Origin of the sequence: Rhodococcus sp. IEGM 1302, from assembly GCF_030056935.1 — a bacterium.
GTDB lineage: Bacteria > Actinomycetota > Actinomycetes > Mycobacteriales > Mycobacteriaceae > Rhodococcus_F > Rhodococcus_F qingshengii.
Window position 1 is genome coordinate 113,969 of sequence record NZ_JASHKY010000009.1, and the last position, 20,408, is coordinate 134,376.

The window sequence follows — 20,408 nt, forward strand, 5'->3', positions numbered from 1 at the left end:
GGTCGGCGTTAACGTCGGAACATGGGATACGAATTTCAAGTCACAGTAGATTCGGCACATCCGCACGAACAGGCGAAGTGGTGGGCCGCAGCACTCGGGTGGGCAGCGGAGCCCAGCGACGAAGACTTCATCAGGGGCCTCGTCGCCGCTGGTCACGCCAAGGAATCCGACACCACGACATTCGAGGGAGTCCTCGTCTGGCGCGAAGGTGCGGCCATCAGCGATCCGGAGCATCCCGAACGTCCCCGCGTTCTGTTCCAACTGGTTCCGGAATCGAAGACGGTGAAGAACCGGCTCCATTTCGACATACGAGTGGGCGACAAGCGCGAGGATGTCGCAGCGCACCTCGAGACGGTGGGGGCGACGATCCTGCACCGAGGAGCGCAGGGGCCGAGCGTGTGGATCACGATGACCGATCCCGAAGGAAACGAGTTCTGCGTCAGCTAGCGGTACGAACTCGGAGTGTCGCCGGTCCATCGTTTGAAGGCCCGACGGAAGGCGCTGGGCTCGGAGAACCCCAATCGCGCCGAGAGTACTTCGACGGATTCTCCGCGCCGCAAACCAGCGATGGCTACGTCGCGGAGCACTTCCTCGCGCAGTTGATTCAGTGATGTTCCGTCACGCCGCAGCAGTCGACGCAGATGGGGAACGCTGATCGAAAGCATCTCGGCGATCTCCTCGGCAGTGGAGGTTCGCCCCTTCACCCCGAGCTCCAGGACCCGTCGTACCTGCGCCGACGCAGTGCTGTCGTAATCACGTTCGGACATGAGCTGAATCGGAGATTCTCGGAGGTACTCCTCCAACGTCTCCTCGGTTTGGATGATCGGTGCACGCATGGCCGAGTTGTCGAACTCCAGTGCCGCGCGCTTCGCGCCGAAGGTGACCGGCGCTCCGAAGATGTAGTCGTAGTCCTGCGCCAACCGTGCATCCGGTGCCGAGTACGGAAATTCGACCGCCCGAAGTCGGACGCGCTTTCCGATCAACCATGCGGAAAATCGGTGCAGCAAGATCAGGACGAAATCGGTTGTGACACGTTCTGCGACATCAGGTTCGGCGACGCCTTCGCGAGCTCGGACAGCGAAACTCACCCGAGTGCTTTCCTCGCCCTTCTCGATCGACAGTGGGGCCAGAGCCGGTAGCGCACGGATCACGTCGGACATTCGAGCGAAGGCCGATCCGAGATCAGGGCAATGGATCAACGTCAGGCAGATCAATCGGAAAGTGCCACGGGGGACCGGGGCGGATCCGAGGCCGAACAATTCGTCGTCGGTGATCTGCCAGGTGGATTGGATGAACGTGGTGACCTGAGTCGGGGTCAGCCGGGCGCGCGGGTCGGACAGTGTCTCGAGGTCGATCCCGGCAGCGCGCAGTGCACCCGACAAGTCGACGTCGTTGTCCGGCGAGAACGCGAGATAGCGGTGGACGAATGCGGTCGGGATGGTCCGCGCTGTCATGGGTGCGCTGCTCCTTGGAGCAGGTGGAGACGGCGTGCAGCTTCGGACAGAATGTGGTCCTGCTTGCAGAAGGCGAAGCGCACCAGGTGCTTCCAATCGTCGCGGTTGTCCGCGAACACGTCGACCGGAACGGCCGCGACGCCGATTCGCTCGGGCAGTGCGCGGCAGAAATCACCCGCATCGGTTTCGCCCAACGGTCTGATGTCGGCAAGGAGGAAGTACGTGCCGCCACCGGAATGCACCGTGAAACCGGCGTCGGTCAGAGCTTTACCGAGTACGTCGCGTTTGCCTTGCAAGCTCTGTCGAAGTTCGACGACCCACGGCTGTTCGTTGGTGAGCGCGTAAGCAACGGCCGGTTGGAACGGTGCACCGGCAACAAATGACATGAACTGCTTGGCGGCACGGACTCCGTCGATGAGTTCTCGGGGGCCGATCGCCCAGCCGGTTTTCCAGCCGGTGACATTGAAAGTCTTTGCGGCACTGGACACCGTGACGGTGCGCTCACGCATGCCCGGGAGCGACGCCATCGGTGTGTGGGTGAGGCCGTCGAAGACCAAGTGCTCGTAGACCTCGTCGCTCAACACGATCAGGTCGCGTTCGCACGCGAGTTCGGCGATCGCTCGAAGTTCGTGATCGGTGAATACGGTGCCGGTGGGGTTGTGAGGACTGTTGACGATCAGCATCTTCGTCTTGGCGGTGATCGCGCCGCGCAATGCATCGAGATCGACCGCAAATCCGTCTCCCGCGGTTACCAACGGAACTGTGCGACGTACAGCGCCTGCCAACGCGACGGATGCAGCGTAGGAGTCGTAGTACGGCTCGATCAGCACTACTTCTTCGCCGGGTTCGACCAGTCCGAGAATCGCAGCACTGATCGCCTCGGTGGCGCCGACGGTGACCAGAACTTCGGAGTCGGGATCACTGTCGAGTCCGTAGCGGATGCGCCGATCCTCCGCGATGGCCTGACGCAAGACGGGCATGCCCGGACCGGGCGGGTATTGATTGACGCCCTCGGCGATGGCTCGGCGCGCTACCTCGAGCATGGCAGCAGGGCCGTCGGTATCCGGAAAGCCCTGACCGAGGTTGACCGCGTCGTGAAGTGTGGCCAACGCTGTCATCTCGGCGAAGATCGTGGATGCGAACGGCTGCAGACGCGAGACGGTGCGGTTGCGGGGCGTCGAAGGCATCTTTGCAGCTTAGTCGGCTGACACCGCATCCTCACATCCGCTCGGACGCGGTGCTTGTCACGTTTGAATCGCCGCCATCGTCCAACTCTGTAGAGAGCATCGAATCCGGTGCCCCAGAACATACGGAGGCTTGCCATGACTCGCATTCCCGCAGTGACACCGTCAGAAGCCGGTCCGTTGATCAAAGTGGCATACAAATTCGCCGCCAGGCAGTACGACGAAGTCCCCGAGCCCTTTGCCGTCCTGGCCAACCATCGGAAATTGTTCGTCGCGGCTGCCCGTCACGAGATGGCCGTGCAGAAGGCGTCGAAGGTGCTGCCGTCGAACATTCGTGAACTGGCCGTCTATCGCGTCGCCTGGACTGTCGGCTGCTCGTGGTGTGTCGACTTCGGGACGATGCTCTCGCGCTTGGACGGTTTGGACATCGACAAGTTGAAAGAGATCGCGAACTACCGGGATTCATCGAAGTACAGCGAAGACGAGCGGGCCGCGATCGCCTACGCCGACGCCATGACCGGTGACCCCCATGGGGAGAACGGGGTGACGGACGAACAGGTCGCGGATCTCGAGCGCAGGTTCGGGCGAGCGGGCGTCGTGGAACTGACCTATCAGATCGGGCTCGAAAACATGCGCGCCCGGATGTATTCGGCGTTGGGGATTACCGAGCAGGGGTTCAGCACCGACTCCTGCCGTGTGCCCTGGGCAGAAGAATGATGCGCTGATTCGTCTACGGCAACTATCGACAATGCTCCGCAGATACGTGATCATGATTGACTAGTTCACGCATCTGCGGGGCATTTCGGCTTGTTAGGTCCGCACTTGCGACCTACGATCACCTGGTGCCCAACATTCGAATCCGCGAAGCTGCCGGCCTGCTCGGTGTCAGTGACGACACCGTCCGGCGGTGGGTCGACGGTGGGCTTCTCACCGCGACGACGGACGACTCCGGCCGCAAGGTCATCGACGGTGCCGAGTTGGCGGGCTTCGCCCGGTCCAACGCCGGACCCGCACCGGCCGATCCGCTCACGGGTGCGAGTTCGGCCCGCAACCGGTTCGCCGGCCTCGTCACCAAGGTCGTCACCGACAAGGTGATGGCTCAGGTCGAAATGCAGTGTGGGCCCTTCACTGTCGTCTCGTTGATGAGTACCGACGCGGTTCGGGAGCTCGGACTCGAGGTCGGGAGTATCGGAGTCGCAATCGTGAAGGCCACCACGGTCATCGTGGAAACGCCGTAGTTTTTGAACATACTGGAGGAAATTCGTGAAGCGTGTAGTCGGACTTGTTGCAGCAGGTGCCTTTTCGCTTGCCCTGGTGACCGGTTGTAGTTCCTCCGACAATTCTTCGTCGGAGACGTCGTCGGCCGCTCCGACCACAACCACTTCGAGTGAGAGTGCCACGGGAAGTATCACCGTCTTCGCGGCGGCGTCACTCAAGAACAGCTTCACCGAACTCGGCAAGGAATTCGAGTCCGAGAACCCCGGTTCATCGGTCACTTTCAGCTTTGCCGGGTCCTCGGACCTCGTCGCTCAGATCACTCAGGGCGCACCGGCTGACGTGTTCGCCTCGGCTGACGCCGCCAACATGACCAAGGCCACCGACGCCGGCGTCGTCGCGGGGTCGCCCTCGGACTTCGCGAGCAACACCTTGACGATTGTTGTGCCGCCGGGCAATCCGAAGGGCATCGCGTCGTTCGCCGATCTGGCAAAGGAGGGGACGCAACTGGTGATCTGCGCTCCGCAGGTCCCTTGTGGCGCGGCTACGAAGAAGGTCGAGACGGCCACAGGCGAGACCCTCTCGCCCGTCAGCGAAGAATCGTCGGTGACCGACGTTCTCAACAAGGTGACGTCCGGGCAGGCCGATGCCGGCATCGTTTACGTCACCGACGCGAAGTCCGCTGGTGACAAGGTTCAGACCGTCGCGTTCCCGGAAGCCACCACGGTGGTCAACCTGTACCAGATTGCGGTGCTGAAGGATTCGAAGAATTCGGGAACGGCAACCAAATTCGTCGATCTCGTGAAGGGGCCCAAGGGCCTGGCAGTTCTGAGTGACGCGGGATTCGCTGCCCCGTGACACACCTAAGACCGGCGGTCCGGGCTCCGCTCGGGTTGCCGGTATGGATTTACCTTCCGGCGCTGATCGGCGGAGCGTTTGTCATCGCGCCCTTGGCGGCGATGCTGGCCACCGTGCAGTGGTCGCAGTTCTGGGAACTCGTGACTTCCGAATCGTCGGTTGCCGCGTTGAAACTGAGTTTGAAGACAGCGGCAATGAGCACGCTGCTGTGCATCCTGTTCGGGGTACCGATGGCCGCGGTGTTGGCGCGCAGTCATTTTCGGGGACTGTCCGTTCTTCGATCCTTGATTCTGCTCCCGCTGGTTCTGCCGCCAGTGGTGGGCGGTATCGCGTTGCTGTACACGTTCGGGCGCAAAGGGTTGATCGGTGAGCAGTTGGAAGTGCTCGGCATCCAGATAGCATTCTCGACAACCGCGGTGGTCCTGGCGCAGACGTTTGTCGCGCTACCGTTCCTCGTCGTCAGCCTCGAAGGTGCGCTACGCACTGCGGGCACACGATACGAGGCCGTAGCCTCGACGCTCGGAGCCCGCCCGACCACCGTGCTTCGCCGGGTGACTTTGCCGCTGGTGCTTCCCGGTCTGGTGTCAGGGGCAGTGCTGGCTTTCGCTCGCGCACTGGGGGAGTTCGGTGCAACGCTGACGTTCGCGGGAAGTCTGCAAGGGGTCACGCGTACCCTGCCGTTGGAAATCTATCTCCAGCGTGAGACCGATCCGGATGCAGCGGTAGCGCTTTCGCTGGTGTTGGTCGTAGTCGCGGTGGTCATCGTGGTTGCGGTGCGTGGACGCGGATCGGCGGGTTCGTTGTGAGTGGCCTCCACGTCGACATCGAGATTCCGGAGCGCGATGTCGTTGCGACGTTCGACGTCGCGGCCGGTGAGGTGACCGCTGTCCTTGGACCGAACGGCGCAGGCAAGTCGACGGTACTGGTGGCGGTTGCCGGACTACATCACCCGCGGCGTGGGTTGATCGAACTGAATTCTCGCGTTCTCACCGATACCGGTAGGGGAGTCGCGTTGGCGCCGCATCGGCGCGGCACTGCTCTACTCGCGCAAGAGGCACTTCTCTTTCCCCACCTCAGTGCGGCCGCGAACGTGGCGTTCGCGCCGCGCAGTGCAGGGCGGTCGCGTCGCGATTCCGCCGATTCCGCGCGCCACTGGCTCGACGCAGTCGACGCCGCCGAATTGGCTGACCGCAAGCCGTCACAGCTCTCCGGCGGTCAAGCGCAACGAGTCGCAGTGGCGAGGGCATTGGCTGCTGAACCCGAACTACTCCTGCTCGACGAACCGATGTCTGCGCTCGACGTCGCCTCCGCCCCGGCATTGCGGTCGTTGCTGCGTAGAGTGCTCCGAACAGGAGATCGCACGGCCGTGCTCGTCACGCACGACGCTCTGGATGCGCTGGCCCTTGCCGACACCGTTGTCGTGCTGGACGGCGGCCGGGTCGTCGAACGTGGTGACGTACGAACAGTTCTGACTCGCCCGCGTAGTGCATTTGCAGCACGCATCGCAGGGATCAACTTGCGCAGCGGCACGATGGCCGGAGACGGAATGCTCAGAAGTCCGGTCGGGGTGGATATCGCGGGCCAGACGGAGACCGACCTACCGGCCGGCAGTGCCGCCGTGGCAGTCTTCGAGCCGCGAGCAGTGTCGGTCTACCTGGATCCGCCTCACGGGAGCCCACGAAACGCGTTTGCGGTCACGATCGCGGAGATCGAAAATCGAGGCGATGTCGTCCGAGTCCGAGCCGAGGACGAAGCCGGCCAGCCGGGCTTGTCTGCCGACATCACGGCGAGCGCAGCGGCCGAGCTCGATCTGGTTCCGGGATCGGCCGCTACGTTTGTGGTCAAGGCCACCGAGACGCTGATCTATGCGCAGGGCGCAGGCTCGTAGACGTCCTCTACGACCGAATCCGCATAGAGGGCTGCAATTTCGGACGCGTACTTCTCGGCTATCGGCTTGCGCCTGAGCTTCATCGTCGGTGTCAGCTCGTCGCCGCCTGGCTCCCAGAACGTGGTGAGTACGTGAAACCGCTTGATCTGCTCGGCCCTCGACAGACGCGAGTTTCCCTCGGCGACAGCAGTTGCAACGATGTCGACGATCCGAGCGTCCTTGGCGAGTACCGCGGCCTCGGCCGCAAGTCCCAGTGAGCGTGCCGCTCCGACCGCGGCGTCGGCGCTGAGAGTGATCAACGCTGTGTTGAACTTTCGGCCGTCTCCGATCGCCACGACCTCACCGATCAACGACGACGACGTCTTCACTGCGGTCTCGATGGCAGCGGGGGACATGTTCTTTCCCGACGCATTGATGATCAGCTCCTTCTTGCGATCGATCACCGTGAGGTATCCGTCTGCGTCGGCCGTGACGATGTCTCCGGTCGAAAGCCAACCGTCTGCACTGATCGCTTCGGCCGTTTTTGCCGGTTCGCCGCGGTACCCCTTCATGACCAACGGTCCTCGAACCAGTAGCTCGCCGTCGGCCTCGATGCGCATTTCCATACCGGGGAGCAACTTTCCGACCGTTCCCAACTTGGTCGGCTCGGCCGGCGCGGTGCTCGCAATGCATGTCAGCTCGGACATTCCCCAGATCTCCGAGATCGGAACTCCCAGGGCTGCAAAGAATGCCAAGGTGTCCGGCGGAATCGGTGCGGCGCCAGAGATGGCCCACTTCAGTTCGGCAAAACCGAGTTTCGCACGCAGAGCGGAGAGGACCATTGCATCGGCTCGGACGTAGTCCGCTTCCAGTTCGGCGGGGACTGTTTCACCGGCTCGCAAGTGTGCGAGCCGAGTGCGACCGACGTCGAGTGCCCACTGCAATGCCGCTCGCCGCGCGTCGTCCGGTTCGTTGGCGACGGCCGATTCAACTGCAACCTTCAGCTTTTCCCACACACGGGGGACGCTGCCCCAGATCGTGGGGCGACAGTGCGGAAGCGCAGCCGCTACCTGGCTCGGATCCGGCACGACAGTGATCTGGGTGCCGAACACCATTTGCATGTACAGGCAGGTGAGCCGATCGGCGATGTGCGCCGACGGCATGTACGACGTGATGCGGTCACCGAATTCGACGGGGAGTACAGCGCTGACGGCGTTGGTCTCGAACAACAGGCACGCATGGGTCGTCTCGACGCCCTTGGGGTTGCCGGTCGTGCCGGAGGTGTAGATCAACGTGGCGACGTCGTTCGGTTTCACCGCACGCCAGGTGTTCTCGAAATCGAAATCGGCGGCAGCAGAGGACTTCATCTGCTCCAGCGTCAGGGTGCCGGACTGCTGGGCAGACGGTTGCGCGTCGACGACCACGATCGTGTCGAGTGTGGCACCGGATTGGCGAACGGTATCCACGTACTGGGCCTCGCAGACGAGCACTCGCGCACCGGAATTGGCGAGGATGTAGTGGATGGCTTCGGGTGCCGACGTGTTGTAGATGGAGAAGGACGTCGCGCCGAGGTGTTGGGCGCCGACGTCGATCGGGTAGAACTCGATGCGGTTACTCATCATCAATGCAACCGTATCGCCATGTCCCACGCCGATTCCGGCCAATCCCGCGGCAACCTCGCGAACCTGTTCGCCGTACGCGCGCCACGTCAGTGTTCGCGCATCGCCGATGTCTCGCAAAGCCACCGCGTCGGGCGCTACCGCCGACACTCGCTGGAAGGCTGCACACAACGTAGTCATGATGTTCTCCTGGATGCCTTTGGCAGGGCTGATGCATTCGTCGGGGCCGCAGCGGTGGTTCTGTCTTCGAGTTCGCGGATCAGGTCGTGTGCCTGTTTGTCTTTTGCCAGGTAACCGTCGGCAAGGACATTGATGAATCCGCGTCCCCACGCCCAGGGTTCCCAGGCAGCGGGGGCAAGGGTCCGGGCGGCGCGGCGCGCGATCGCGTCGGCGATCACGGTGGCGGCACGGTCCGGGGAGATTCGATGACGGAGGGGACCAGGTAGTCGAGCGTCGAGTTTGCGCCCGATCTCGTCGTCGTCGAGTGTTGCGCGTGCAAGTTGTGTATCCACCATCCCGAAGTACGCGATGCCGGCAGTAGCGCCGTAGCCGGCAACCTCGAGACGCAGCGCCCGGCCGAGCGCTTCGACCCCAGCCTTGCTGATCATGTACGAAGCGCCGCCCAAACCGGGGGCGAACGACGCCGCCGATGACACGACGACGATGTGCCCACTGTTGCGGATCACCTCGTCGATGGTCCTATGCACGGTGTTGAAGACGCCGGTGAGATTGACGTCGAGCACACGATCGAAGGCGTCGGGATCGATCTGGCGCAATGTTGCCGGGGGAGGGGTGATTCCGGCGTTGGCCACTACGACGTCGATTCTGCCCAGCTGCTCGATGATCGTTTGCACGGCTGCGGTCATGCCGTCCCGATCTCGGACATCGGCCGTCACCGTCACGACTCGCTGTGACTCGAATGAGCGCTCGGCCGTTGCCAATGAACTCTCGTTGACGTCGACCAGTGCCACGGTGGCCCCACGCCGGTGGAGAGTGCGCGCCAGCGCTGCACCGATACCGTCGCCTCCACCGGTGATCAGTACGACCTTCCCGGCGACGTCGTAGTCGAGTCGGCGTCCGGGCAGTGGAATGCCCAGATCGCGGACTGTTCCCGCAATTGCGGACAAGCGTCCCGTCATTGCTTCAGTGCCTTCCGTGTAGTGCGCGGATGAGAACCTTGACCAGCCAGTCGATTCGGGCGGTCCGTCGAAACGTCGTCAGTGGTAGGGGCGAACGGAATCGTTGCCTGGTCATCGACCGGGCATAGGTGAACTCCTTCAGACCATCTGGGCCGTGAACGCGTCCGAAACCAGATGCTCCGACCCCACCCAGTGGCAGGTTGGGAACCGCGGCATACATCACGTAAGAGTTCACCGACGCTCCTCCGGATCGGAGCCGATCGGCAACAGCCACTCCATCCTTGCCGAAGACGCTTGCTCCCAATGCATATGGCGACGCATTGACCAACTCCACCGCCTCGTCCATCGAGGCGACCTTGGTGATCGTCATCGTCGGGCCGAAAGTTTCCTCCGTGACGGCGAGGCTGTCTTCGGGGACGTCGACCATGATGGTCGGTTGCACGTACTGGCCGGAGATCGAGCCGAGCCCTCCGAGAACGACACGTCCACCTCGAGACACCGCGTCGTCGATGTGGCGCCGGATGACGGAGACTTGAGAGGGCATGGTGATCGGACCGATCTTGTCCTCGGCATCCGGACCGGCATGAACTCGGGCAGCCAAAGTGATTGTCTTGTCTACAAACTCGTCGTAGACCTGTTCGTGCACGTACACACGCTCGACGCCCAGACAGGTTTGACCGGAGTTGGACAATGCTCCCCACACCGCAGCATCCGCGGCGGCACCGACATTTCCGTCGGCATCAAGGATGAGCGCGTCCTTACCACCACATTCCATCAACACCGGTGTGAGGGTCTCGGCGCACGCTGCCATGACTTTCTTGCCCGTCGCGGTCGATCCGGTGAACCCGATCTTGTCGACACCGGCCAGGCACAGTGCCGCGCCGACCGAACCATCGCCTGTGACAACTTGCAGCACAGGATGTTCAGGGACGACCTCGGCAAACGCTAGAACCAACCATTGCCCGACTGCCGGCGCGAACTCACTCGGCTTGTAGACCACGGCGTTGCCTGCAGCCAGGGAGAACGAGAGCGAACCGAGCGGGGTGAAGACCGGATAGTTCCACGGACCGATCACACCGACCACCCCGAGAGGTCGATACTCCACCGAGGAGGCCTGATTGACCGTCAACAAACTGGAGCGGACGCTGCGCCTGCCCAATACCTTTCGGGCATTCTTCGACGCCCACGCGAGATGTTCGAGTGCCATGGCGATTTCGAGCATCGCGTCAGGGTGCGGCTTGCCCATGTCCCGGTGCACGACGTCGGCGAGTTCGGATGCGCGACGAGCGATGATTCCTCGCCACCGATCCAGTCGACGAGCGCGTTGCTCGAATGTCAGTTCTGCCCACCATTCGGAAGCAGTACGGGCGTCGCGCACTGCCTGTGTCACCGTGTCGTCGGACGCCTGTGTCACCGTGTCGTCGGACGCCTGTGTGGTCGTGTCGATCTCGGTCGCCGTCATCGTGGAGTTCCTTGAAGTGTGTGGTGGACGGCGCCGTCGGCCCAGCCGCGGGTGACTCGTTGGAGGATCGGTCGGGACAGAGTCAGAATGGGGGCGAACCACGGCTGCGCTTGCACAGCGAACGTCCAGGTGAGGCGACTGCCAGTCGAAGTCGGTTCCAACACCAGATCTTCAGCGAAGCGTTTGAACCCCGGAAGTGACGCCGACTCCACGTAGAACGACATCCGGCGCCCCTCGTCCCAGCGGAAGAATCGCTCGTTCAGTGCAGCAAAAGCGCCGGCTCGCACGGTTCGCGTAGTCCCGATGCCGAATGGTCTGTCCGAGGTCCAGTCGGCTCCGGTGATCCCGTGCGCCCACGACGTGAGCGCTCCGTCCGAGGTCAACGTCTGCCACAAGCTTTCACATGTCGCTTCGGATTCGATCCGGTGAGTGATCACCAGCGGAGCGGAGCGGATGAAGGCTGCGTCGGCCGCAGAAAGAGAGAATTTTCCCTTCACAGGTCCACCACCAAAGACCCACCGGTGGAACGTGATCGACAGGTCAACATCGAACCAGTACGTCCGGATTCGGTGAGGAGGGTGTCTCGATGCTCGACGGTCCCGGAGAGCACCCGGACCTTGCATGTACCGCAGAAGCCCTGTTGGCATGAATACGCTACTCCGGGAAGTACGCGTCGTATTGCAGCCAAGGCGCTTTCGGACTCGCCCACATCGACGGTGAGACCGGTGCGCGCCAGATGCACCGTGAACTCCTTGCCGTCGACTACCGGGAGTGGGGAGAACCTCTCGCTGTGCACCGATCCGGTCGGGTTGGCGGCGAAAGTTGCCGCACGCACCGTGTTCATCAGCGGCGCCGGTCCGCACGTGTACACCGCGGCACCGGGATCCGCAGCAGCGACCAGTGTTTCGATATCCGTCGGGCCCAACTCGTCGTCCGGTCGGATGGTTACCCGGCCGCTGGAATACTCCTCGATCTCGTTCAGGAATGGCATAGCTGCCCGAGTTCGTCCGAGATAATCCAAACGCCACGGGACTCCGCGGCGGTGACAGCGTTGCACCATGGGAAGTATCGGAGTGATCCCGATTCCGCCCGCAACAAAGAGGTACGACGGAGCAGTGACAAAAGGAAATGCATTCCGCGGCCCTCGTACGTCGACAACCATTCCGGGTTTCAGCGACTCGTGTATCTCGCGGGAGCCGCCCCCGCCTTCGTCGATCCGCCGGACGGCGATCCGATACGAGGTCAAGTCGTCGGGGTCTCCGCACAACGAATACTGTCGTTGCCTTCCCGAGGGGAGAATGACGTCTAGGTGAGCGCCGGGAATCCACGACGGCAGGGTGATTCCTTCCCTCGGGGTCAAGGTGACACTCAGGACGTCTGCGCACTCGAACCGGACGGACTTCACGTCCAGCGTCATGTCGAATCCGCTGTAGCGGACCGGGTTGGGACGCGAAAGTATCTGCGCTGCAGGACTTGACGCAAAGATTCGACGGTATGCGCTCGTCGCCTGTGCGGCAATCCTCAACGACCGGGTCGGTGTGAAGTCTTGTGCGTCGTGAGGACGGTCGGCAGTCGTCTTGTTCATCCTTCACTCTTTTCGGAAGAACGATTGGCGGCAGGTGAGCGAGCGAGGTAGCGCATGGCTACGTCCATGTCCCCGATCTGGGACGGATGGAAGCTCGGCCGCAGATACGGAGGAATCTCGGTGATCAGGAATTTCATGTTCGGGACCAGGCCGCGGCGAGTGGCGCTGATCAGTTGCAGAGGCCACAGGCGGCCCTTCGCCTTCGACGGGTCCTGCCGGAAGAGGTAGTTCATCGAGGCGATGAACAACACGAACAACGTGAAGCTGGCGAGCAGCGCCGTGCGAACGCGGCGGGCGTAGCTACCGTCCACGTACATGTAGGCGTCGAAGGCCACGTTGCGGTGCTCGACTTCCTCGGCGCCGTGCCACTTGACCATGTCGAGCATCGTCGGGTGCATGCCGGCATCTTCGAGGGCGGGATCGGTGAGCAGCCATTCCCCGACCACCGCCGTGTAGTGCTCCATCGCGGCAAACAAGCCGAGACGTTCACAGAGCCAGGCGTGCTTGGCTTTTCCGGTCAATCCTTTGTCGCCCAATATCTTGTCCACGAGCCAGTCCATCCGGCGTGACATCGGTTTCATGTCCATGCCGAGGTCCGCAAGATGCTCGCGTGCACCTTTGTGCGACGACGCGTGTGTTGCTTCCTGGCCGACGAATCCCACCACCTCTTCGTGCAGGCGGGGGTCCTCGATGAGCGGGAGTGCTTCGGCGAGCGTTGCGGACATGGCCCGCTCTCCCTCGGGCAACACGAGATGCATGAAGTTGATGACGTGGGTGACCATCGGTTCGTTCGGCACGTAATGCAGTGGTACGCCGTCCCAGTCGAATTCGACGTCACGGGCGGCGATCGCATGTGCTTCGTCGGTGTAGCGGCGCGCGCCGGACGGTGCGACGACGGGTGTGCCTCGGAAGGCGTTGATGCCGAGCATTATCGGCTCCTCACGGTTTCTCGGGCAGTGGTGAGTGATTCGGACGAGACGGGTTGTACCTGCGCGTAGTGAGCGAGGTCGGCTCGTTTGGTCCTGGTGCGGAAGGATCGGTTGAATCCGGGATAGAAGGTGTAATTGCGGCCGCCGTCGACGAGGTAGTAACTACTGCACCCGCCGGCGTTCCACACGCTGGTGGCGAGTCGGCGGTCGGTCGCGCGCACGAACTCTCTCTGCACGTCTGCCCGGACGTCGATACTGCCGATGCCGCCCTCGTCCATTTGAAGAATGCAGCTCACGATGTACTCGACCTGCGCTTCGATCGTGACGACCTGCGAGGTGTAGACCACGGAATTGGGGCCGAGGATCATGAAGAAGTTCGGAAACCCGCTGATGGTGGTGCCGAGGAAGGCCTCGGCACTGCCGTTCCACGTCTGCGCGAGGCTGCGGCCGTCCTTGCCCCGGATGATGTCGAACGACGGGTTGTCTCCCATACGAAAGCCGGTTCCCATGACTATGGTGTCGACTTCCCGGAAGGCGCCGTCCGCGGTGAGGACTCCGCGCTCCTGCACCTCGACGATTCCGTCCGTCACCACCTCCACATTGGGTGACGCCAGCGCGGGATAGTAGGTGTTCGAGAACGTCGGACGCTTGCATCCGAATGCGTAGTGGGGGAGCAGCTTTGCGCGAAGCTCCGGGTCCCGCACCTGCCGGCGAAGGTGTGCTCGGCCGAGTGCGGCCAGCCCTTTGAGCAGTGAAGGCTTGTACACGAATCCGGGTACCAGGGCTTCTTGGAGCAGGTCGAGTCCCTTGCGTGCCAGTCGTTGGGTGAGCGGCACCCGCTCGAAGAGAGCGCTCGGCCAGCCGGTCATCGGCTGATCCGGGTGCGGCAGGATCCACGTCGGTGTCCGCTGGAACACGGTCAACGTGTCCGCGAGCGGTTGCAGTCTGGGGATGATCTGCACCGCAGAGGCACCGGTGCCGACCACGGCTATCCGCTCACCGCGAAGGTCGTGGTCGTGGTTCCAGTCCGCGGTGTGGAACATCTGACCACGAAACGATTCGAGCCCGGGAAGGTCGGGTGTGGCGGGGGCATTGAACGGGCCGGTGGCCGCGACCAGGAACTGTGTCTCCCACACGGTTTCCGCAGTGTGTACCCGCCAGATCTGGGCTTGCTCGTCCCACGAAGCTTCTGTCACGTCCTGGTTGCAGTGGAAATGACCGGCCAGTCCGAAGCGATGGACGCAATCCCGGAGATAGTCGTAGATCTCGGGCTGTAGCGGATACAGCCGCGTCCAGTTCGGATTTGGCGCAAACGAGAACGAGTACAGAATCGACGGGATGTCGCACTGTGCACCGGGGTAGGTATTGACCTGCCAGGTCCCCCCGGGCTCCGCGGCACGTTCCAGAACGACGAAGTCGTCGATCCCGGACTGCTTCAAGCGGACAGCCGTTCCGATGCCGCCGAAACCGGCTCCGATGACGACGACTCGTGTTCGGCGAGTTCGAGTTTCCTCGTCACCGGCCGATGGCCCCGAGGTTGGGTCGATGTCGACCATGTGTGACGCCTCCTGATTGGTGCGTGAACAACTGAACGAAGAGTAAGTCTGACATCAAGTGATGTCAACAGCGGTTGATGTCAGAATTCAACTGATTGACATCGGGCGATGTCAGTTCGCTTGCGGAGGTCGCCGCGATAACCTGAGGTCGAGAGCGCTGCCGGTCAGTGAGAACATGGGGACATGACGGATACCGAGGCTCGGCGCACCGGCCCGCGCAGGTGGCGTGGGCAGGAACCGGAAGATCGCCGCGCCGCGCGCCGGACACAGCTGATCGAAGCCGGGTTGCAGATCATGGGCACCGAGGGAGCGGCCGCCGCGACCATGCGTGCGACCTGCCGCGAGGCCGCGCTGACCGAACGGTACTTCTACGAGAGCTTCGCCAACCGTGACGAACTGCTGGTCGCCGTGCTCGACGAGGTCGTTCTCGGTGCGCGTGACACTATTCTGGACGCTCTCGAGGCGGCGCCTTCCGAACCGTCGGCCCTGATCCGCCACGTGGTGAAGGCCTTCACCAACTACGTATTCAAAGATCCTCGACGTGGACGCATCATGTTCGTCGAATCCCAGGCGGAACCTGCGCTGTGGGATCGAGGGCGAGAATTGATGGCGGAGTTCACGAATCCGATTTCCGCGTCGCTCGAGCTGATGTACGGCGGCGAGGCAACCGACTCCGCGAACTCCGAACTCAATTCGGTGGGGCTGTTCGGTGCCCTCGCGTTCATCTATCAGGCGCACACCCCGTCCTCCAAGATCTCTCGAAAGCGTTTGGTGGAGCACATTTCGCTCATGGTCGAGGCGCAGGCGACGGTCAACAGCACGCCTGCGAGAAAAGAATGACGTCCGCGTCGGCCACAGGCGGAAGGCGTCTCGGTCCCGAAGACCGGCGTGAGCAGATCATTGTCAGCGCGGCAAAGGTTTTCGAGGAGAAGTCTTTTGCCGACGTCTCGATGACCGAGTTGGCCAAGGCGGCTGGGGTCGGACGTCCGCTGCTCAATCATTACTTCGGCTCCAAGCGGGAGTTGTATCTCGACGTCGTGCGGCGGTTCGTCTTCATTCCCGAAGTGGCGGTGGACCGCATCCCGCGATCGGCGAGCCAGGAGAAGCGGATCGGCGCCGTGATCGATCGGTGGCTCGACGTCGCCTGGCGTCATCGCGACATGTGGATCTCGACAGTCATGTCCGACGACCTCCGCCGTGATCCCGAGATGGATCGGATCCTGCAGGATGCTGACGACGTTGCTGCGCGACGCATGATGGATGCGCTCGAGATTCGACCGAGTGAAGGCAGTGAGGCTGCTGTTCATTCGATGATCGTGGCGTACGGAGGCTTGGCGAAGGCCGCCAGTAAGCAGTGGTTGGTGACGGGAGCGCTCGACCGCGAACAGGTGCACCTTCTGCTGGTACGCAGTTTGCTCGCCATCGTGCGTGACGTTCTGCCGGCGTGCGAGGCGGATTCCTGATTGCTCAGAGTGATCTCGCCACGAGGTCCTTCATGACTTCGTTCGATCCGGCGTAGATTCGCTGAATACGAGCGTCGGCATACATCTGAGCGATGGGGTATTCGAGTATGTAGCCGTACCCGCCGTGTAGTTGCACGCAGCGGTCGATCACGGCGCACTGCTGATCGGTGAGCCAGTACTTGGCCATCGCGGCGGTAGTCGCATCGAGCTGCCCGGCAAGGTATTTGACGATGCAGTCGTCGATGAACGTTCGTGAGATACGAGCGATGGACGCGCACTCGGCAAGTTCGAAGCGCGTGTTCTGCAGATCGAAGAGCTTTTGCCCGAACATGTTTCGGGATTTGGTGTACTCGACGGTGAGGGCGACTGCACGCTCCATTGCCGCAGTGGCTGCAACTCCGCAGATCAATCGTTCGGGCAGTAGCTGCTGCATCAGCTGGGCAAACCCTGTGCCTTCGCGGTCCCCGAGCAGGTTTGTTGCAGGCACCCGCAAGCGGTCGAAGAACAGCTCGGTGGTGTCCTGGCCCTTCTGTCCGACCTTCTCGAGTATTCGCCCGCGCTCGAAACCCGGTGTGTTGTCATCGACCTCGGCCACGATGAGCGACACTCCACGCGCTCCGAGGCTGGGATCGGTCTTGGCGGCAATGATCACCAGATCACAATTGCGACCGTTCGAGATGAATGTCTTTGCGCCGCTGATCAGATAGTCGTCACCGTCGCGGACGGCTCGGGTGGTGATGTTCTGCAAGTCGGATCCGGTGCCGGGCTCGGTCATGGCGATTGCGCCCACCCACTCGCCACTCACCAGCTTCGGTAGCCAGCGCAGTTTGTGCTCGTGATCGGCGTAGGCATTGAGGTAGTGCGGCACGATTCCCGAGTGCACGCCGAGTTGGAGTGAATGATCACCCGCCATGACCTGCTCGTGGAACAGCACGGCGTCGTGCGCGAAAGTTCCTCCTCCGCCGCCGTACTCGGTGGGGATCGACATGCCGGCGAGCCCGAGCGCCCCGAGTTCTCGATATGCGGATTTGTCGGGAAAACCTTGGGACGCGAAGCGTTTCTGATGCGGTGTGACGTGTTTGGCGAAGAAGTTCCTTGCCAGGTCGGCCACGGCCTCCAATTCGTCGTCCATCCACGGGGACCGTCGTTCTGCGGTCCGGGTTGCGGTAGATCCTTGCGTCATCGTGATTCTCCCGATCGATGAAGTGCGACCCGCGAGCGGATCCGACTCCACCTATCATCCACACTGTTGACATAGTGTCAATAAAGGGGTGGTCGAATCGACCTCCGGACCCGCCTCGAATTCCACGTCGGCCGCCCGCAAGAATGGGAGGACACAGACACGAACAGGCCGGCGCGAAGGATGGGCAGTGGACCCCGAAGAAACATCAGCGGGTCACGAGTCCAACCTCCCGGCTCCGCGGCCGGCGCGCAGCGTCCTGTTCGGATTGCCGCCGGTGGGAAACAGGTACCCCGGAGCGGTTCGCGTCGCCCTAGCCCTGGCGATTCCGGCGGCCATCGCCACACTGCTCGGATTCGGGTCTGCTTCGCTCCTGGTCGGCCTCGGTGCATTTGCATCGATCTACGGTGAGGGTCGTCCGTACCGGAGCAGGTGGAAGGCAGTCGGTATCGCTGCGACGGCGCTGACGATCCTGTCCTTCGTCGGGGCATCGGTGGGTGAGCCCGTCCACCGAGCCATCGCTGAGGGAGCGCCGACGGTGCTGCTGGTCTTTGTCGTGCTGATCATGGCCGTCGTGGTGTCGACCTGCGCCTTCACCGTCGACGCGCTTCGATTGGGTCCACCGGGCGCGTTCTTTCTGTTGCTCACCACCGAGATCAGTTCCGTGATCGCCACTCCCGGTCAGCCGCCGGTCGAGGTCGCGATGTGGACGGCAATCGGTGGGATCAGCGCGGTGGTCGTCTCGATGACGGGAATCCTGTGGGCACCGAGAGCTGTCGAACGCAGTGCTGTACAGGCAGCCGTCTCGGCCGTTGCGGAGTACACGGACGCTCAGGCGAGGTACGCCCCACCCGAACTCACGCGAGACAAACGCCACGCTGCAGCACTTCGGCTGCATGACGCGTGGCAGTGCCTTTACCGCGGCGCAATCGTCGGGAAAGACCACCCGTTGACCCGTGAACTCGAACGAGCGCAGATCTCGATGGCCAGAGCGATCTCCGACGACCACGATCCGGAGCTCATGGCGGACCCCGCGTTCGACGTCGACGAGGTCGGGGCCCACCCGCCTCTGCCCGACCCGACGATCCGATATCGGTTCCTCCGCGCCTGCAATCCGTCCAGCCGAGCGTCGGTGACGGCACTTCGGCTGTCCATTGCCTGTATGGCGGCGGGAACCCTCACCGTCCTGCTCGGCATCGATCGCCCGGACTGGGCGGTGATCGCCGCGGCGATGGTCCTTCATCAAGGACCGGATCGAATACTGGGCACCTATCGCGGAATCCACCGCATCGGCGGAACCGTCCTCGGGTTGATTCTGTTGGGTGCCATCTACGCCTGGAGTCCGACCGGTCTGTGGTTGGTGGCGGTACTTGCCGTCCTGATGGCGGGGATCGAGCTGTTCCTGGTGCGGAATTACGGGATAGCCGTCATCTTCATCACCGCCCTCGCGATTCTCCTCGGCGCGGCCGGTGGTGCGCACGGGACCGTCCGACATCTGATCCTCAGCCGCATGCTCGAGACGGCAATCGGCGTCGTCGTGGCGTTGGTGGTCCTGTGGACGGTGGGGCGCGGTGCGCATCGACGCACTCTGATCTGGGTCGACGAACGGGCGGGTAGCGTCCTGTTCAAGCTGCTGACCGAAATTCGCGCGAGGCACTATGCACCACAGGCGAATTGGTCGGAGCTTTCGGAGCTTCGTCGGGACCTGGACTTCGAACTGCGAGGTAGCGCGATGGCCGGGATCGACGCCGCCCACAACGAACCCGAGTGGGCGTCGCAGCAGTGGAGGACGCACACCGAATTGCATCATCTGGGATCGGATGTACTGCACCGACTGTGGTTCGGCACGCAGGTGTCCAGATCACACCTCGAGGAATGGGAGTCTCGCTACTTGCGTTCGGGTTCGGTGTGATCGAGCATCGGCACAGCGCTGAACTTGGCTGGATTCGCAATGTCGTAGGCTGCGCACACAACTCCGTCGCGGACAGTGAAGCCGGCAACGCGAGCGGCGAACTGCGGGTACTGGTCGTCCCCCGGTGAGCCGGCGAATACACCGCCGAGCTGTCCGTTGACGAGAACCGGTGACATCGAGAACACCGCTGCCGGTCCGTACTTGCGGGCCAATCCCAGATAGAACCGCGCGACACGATCGCTGCCGCGCACAATGTTGACAGCCGTGCGGGTAGTTCCGCCTGCGTCACCGATCAGGACGGCATCGGGATCGAGTGCACCTATCACGGCGTTCAGATCTCCACTCGCGATAGCCGTCACCAATCGCTCGACGGCAGCAGCATGCTCCTCGCTACTGACCGGGACCGGCGCCGACGCTGCGGCTTTACGGGCCCGCGAGGCCAACTGACGGGCAGTGGCTACTTCGATGTCGAGGATGCGCGCAACCTCGGCGAAGGGCACGTCGAAGCCGTCATGCAGGACGAAGGCAACGCGTTGAGCGGGAGTAAGGGTGTCCAGGACGACGAGGGCAGCAAAACGATTCTGTTCCTGCGTCACGACGTACTCCAGCGGATCGGGTGTCGCTGAGGGTGTGCCCGAGGTGGCGTCGACGGGCGTGACGATCGGCTCCGGAAGCCACTGTCCGACATAGCTTTCTCGTCTGACCGCGGCCGATTTGAGATGATCGAGGCAGATCCGACCGACAACAGTGGTGAGCCATCCGCGCAGCTCGCGGATCTCGAGGTCGCTTCCTTGTCTCGATTGTGCGACTTGCAAGCGTATCCATGCCTCCTGCACCGCATCCTGAGCGTCGCTGAAACTTCCGGTGAGACGGTAGGCCACCGACGTCAGGTGGCCACGGTGTTGCTCGAAGTCCTGCGCAGTCGTCGGCGAAAGCATGCCCTCATGATACGGACCTCACACATTAAATCCGGCATGAATGTAAC

The 20,408-nt window shown here is 62.7% G+C and carries 20 protein-coding genes; 9 read left to right on the forward strand and 11 right to left on the reverse strand.

Annotation, left to right across the window (positions count from 1 at the left end):
- Window positions 1-21 precede the first annotated feature (21 nt).
- Window positions 22-447 carry a VOC family protein gene (locus QM609_RS15715; RefSeq protein WP_003940409.1) on the forward strand — a complete coding sequence of 142 codons (426 nt, stop codon included), beginning with the start codon at window positions 22-24 and terminating at the stop codon, window positions 445-447.
- Here the strand turns inward: QM609_RS15715 and QM609_RS15720 are convergent.
- Both QM609_RS15720 and QM609_RS15725 read right to left on the reverse strand, forming a co-directional pair.
- The gene (locus QM609_RS15720; protein WP_003940556.1) at window positions 444-1,454 is read right to left on the reverse strand and encodes an AraC family transcriptional regulator; all 1,011 of its coding nucleotides are present in this window, start codon (window positions 1,452-1,454) and stop codon (window positions 444-446) included. The genes QM609_RS15715 and QM609_RS15720 overlap by 4 nt on opposite strands.
- Complete coding sequence (locus tag QM609_RS15725) at window positions 1,451-2,641, reverse strand: pyridoxal phosphate-dependent aminotransferase (protein ID WP_047270969.1); 1,191 nt, start codon at window positions 2,639-2,641, stop codon at window positions 1,451-1,453. Before QM609_RS15725 ends, QM609_RS15720 begins: the two co-directional genes overlap by 4 nt.
- 135 nt (window positions 2,642-2,776) lie before the next feature.
- Between QM609_RS15725 and QM609_RS15730 the strand changes: the two genes are divergently transcribed.
- The 5 genes from QM609_RS15730 (at window position 2,777) to QM609_RS15750 (ending at window position 6,599) form a co-directional block, all read left to right on the forward strand.
- Window positions 2,777-3,355 carry a carboxymuconolactone decarboxylase family protein gene (locus QM609_RS15730; protein ID WP_003940090.1) on the forward strand — a complete coding sequence of 193 codons (579 nt, stop codon included), beginning with the start codon at window positions 2,777-2,779 and terminating at the stop codon, window positions 3,353-3,355.
- A gap of 125 nt (window positions 3,356-3,480) precedes the next feature.
- Window positions 3,481-3,876, forward strand: a complete 396-nt coding sequence (locus QM609_RS15735; RefSeq protein WP_003940157.1) for a TOBE domain-containing protein — start codon at window positions 3,481-3,483, stop codon at window positions 3,874-3,876.
- Between the two features lie 25 nt (window positions 3,877-3,901).
- Entirely contained in the window at window positions 3,902-4,711 is an 810-nt protein-coding gene (modA, locus tag QM609_RS15740) for a molybdate ABC transporter substrate-binding protein (RefSeq protein WP_003940357.1), read from the forward strand.
- Window positions 4,708-5,517 carry an ABC transporter permease gene (locus QM609_RS15745; protein WP_020970514.1) on the forward strand — a complete coding sequence of 270 codons (810 nt, stop codon included), beginning with the start codon at window positions 4,708-4,710 and terminating at the stop codon, window positions 5,515-5,517. The genes modA and QM609_RS15745 overlap by 4 nt, the downstream gene beginning before the upstream one ends.
- Window positions 5,514-6,599, forward strand: a complete 1,086-nt coding sequence (locus QM609_RS15750) for a sulfate/molybdate ABC transporter ATP-binding protein (RefSeq protein ID WP_283337307.1) — start codon at window positions 5,514-5,516, stop codon at window positions 6,597-6,599. The genes QM609_RS15745 and QM609_RS15750 overlap by 4 nt, the downstream gene beginning before the upstream one ends.
- Here QM609_RS15750 and fadD11 read toward each other — a convergent pair.
- Genes fadD11 through QM609_RS15785 form a run of 7 tightly spaced genes read right to left on the reverse strand, consistent with a single transcriptional unit; the run spans window position 6,575 to window position 14,868 of the window.
- Window positions 6,575-8,377: a fatty acid--CoA ligase FadD11 gene (fadD11, locus tag QM609_RS15755; protein ID WP_050654737.1), complete on the reverse strand. Its 1,803-nt coding sequence runs from the start codon at window positions 8,375-8,377 to the stop codon at window positions 6,575-6,577. The genes QM609_RS15750 and fadD11 overlap by 25 nt on opposite strands.
- On the reverse strand, window positions 8,374-9,336 hold the full coding sequence (locus QM609_RS15760; protein WP_050654736.1) for an SDR family oxidoreductase: 963 nt from the start codon (window positions 9,334-9,336) through the stop codon (window positions 8,374-8,376). Before QM609_RS15760 ends, fadD11 begins: the two co-directional genes overlap by 4 nt.
- Window positions 9,337-9,340: 4 nt before the next feature.
- Window positions 9,341-10,798 carry an aldehyde dehydrogenase family protein gene (locus QM609_RS15765; RefSeq protein ID WP_050654735.1) on the reverse strand — a complete coding sequence of 486 codons (1,458 nt, stop codon included), beginning with the start codon at window positions 10,796-10,798 and terminating at the stop codon, window positions 9,341-9,343.
- Window positions 10,795-11,295, reverse strand: a complete 501-nt coding sequence (locus QM609_RS15770) for an SRPBCC family protein (protein WP_050654734.1) — start codon at window positions 11,293-11,295, stop codon at window positions 10,795-10,797. Before QM609_RS15770 ends, QM609_RS15765 begins: the two co-directional genes overlap by 4 nt.
- Window positions 11,292-12,383, reverse strand: a complete 1,092-nt coding sequence (locus QM609_RS15775; protein WP_050654733.1) for a PDR/VanB family oxidoreductase — start codon at window positions 12,381-12,383, stop codon at window positions 11,292-11,294. The genes QM609_RS15770 and QM609_RS15775 overlap by 4 nt, the downstream gene beginning before the upstream one ends.
- A complete protein-coding gene (locus tag QM609_RS15780; RefSeq protein ID WP_003940129.1) occupies window positions 12,380-13,312 on the reverse strand; it encodes a metal-dependent hydrolase in 933 nt (310 codons plus the stop codon). Before QM609_RS15780 ends, QM609_RS15775 begins: the two co-directional genes overlap by 4 nt.
- On the reverse strand, window positions 13,312-14,868 hold the full coding sequence (locus QM609_RS15785) for a flavin-containing monooxygenase (RefSeq protein WP_283337308.1): 1,557 nt from the start codon (window positions 14,866-14,868) through the stop codon (window positions 13,312-13,314). The genes QM609_RS15780 and QM609_RS15785 overlap by 1 nt, the downstream gene beginning before the upstream one ends.
- A gap of 183 nt (window positions 14,869-15,051) precedes the next feature.
- Between QM609_RS15785 and QM609_RS15790 the strand changes: the two genes are divergently transcribed.
- Window positions 15,052-15,708, forward strand: coding sequence for a TetR/AcrR family transcriptional regulator (locus QM609_RS15790; RefSeq protein WP_007733534.1), 657 nt, complete (start codon window positions 15,052-15,054; stop codon window positions 15,706-15,708).
- Window positions 15,705-16,331, forward strand: a complete 627-nt coding sequence (locus tag QM609_RS15795; protein ID WP_030535343.1) for a TetR/AcrR family transcriptional regulator — start codon at window positions 15,705-15,707, stop codon at window positions 16,329-16,331. The genes QM609_RS15790 and QM609_RS15795 overlap by 4 nt, the downstream gene beginning before the upstream one ends.
- Before the next feature lie 4 nt (window positions 16,332-16,335).
- Here QM609_RS15795 and QM609_RS15800 read toward each other — a convergent pair whose 3' ends face one another.
- Window positions 16,336-17,514: an acyl-CoA dehydrogenase family protein gene (locus tag QM609_RS15800; RefSeq protein ID WP_047271188.1), complete on the reverse strand. Its 1,179-nt coding sequence runs from the start codon at window positions 17,512-17,514 to the stop codon at window positions 16,336-16,338.
- A gap of 187 nt (window positions 17,515-17,701) precedes the next feature.
- Between QM609_RS15800 and QM609_RS15805 the strand changes: the two genes are divergently transcribed.
- Window positions 17,702-19,423: an FUSC family protein gene (locus QM609_RS15805; protein ID WP_050654833.1), complete on the forward strand. Its 1,722-nt coding sequence runs from the start codon at window positions 17,702-17,704 to the stop codon at window positions 19,421-19,423.
- On the opposite strand, the gene QM609_RS15810 is transcribed toward QM609_RS15805, so the two are convergent.
- Window positions 19,399-20,361 carry a sigma-70 family RNA polymerase sigma factor gene (locus tag QM609_RS15810; RefSeq protein WP_030535346.1) on the reverse strand — a complete coding sequence of 321 codons (963 nt, stop codon included), beginning with the start codon at window positions 20,359-20,361 and terminating at the stop codon, window positions 19,399-19,401. The genes QM609_RS15805 and QM609_RS15810 overlap by 25 nt on opposite strands.
- Window positions 20,362-20,408 lie beyond the last annotated feature (47 nt).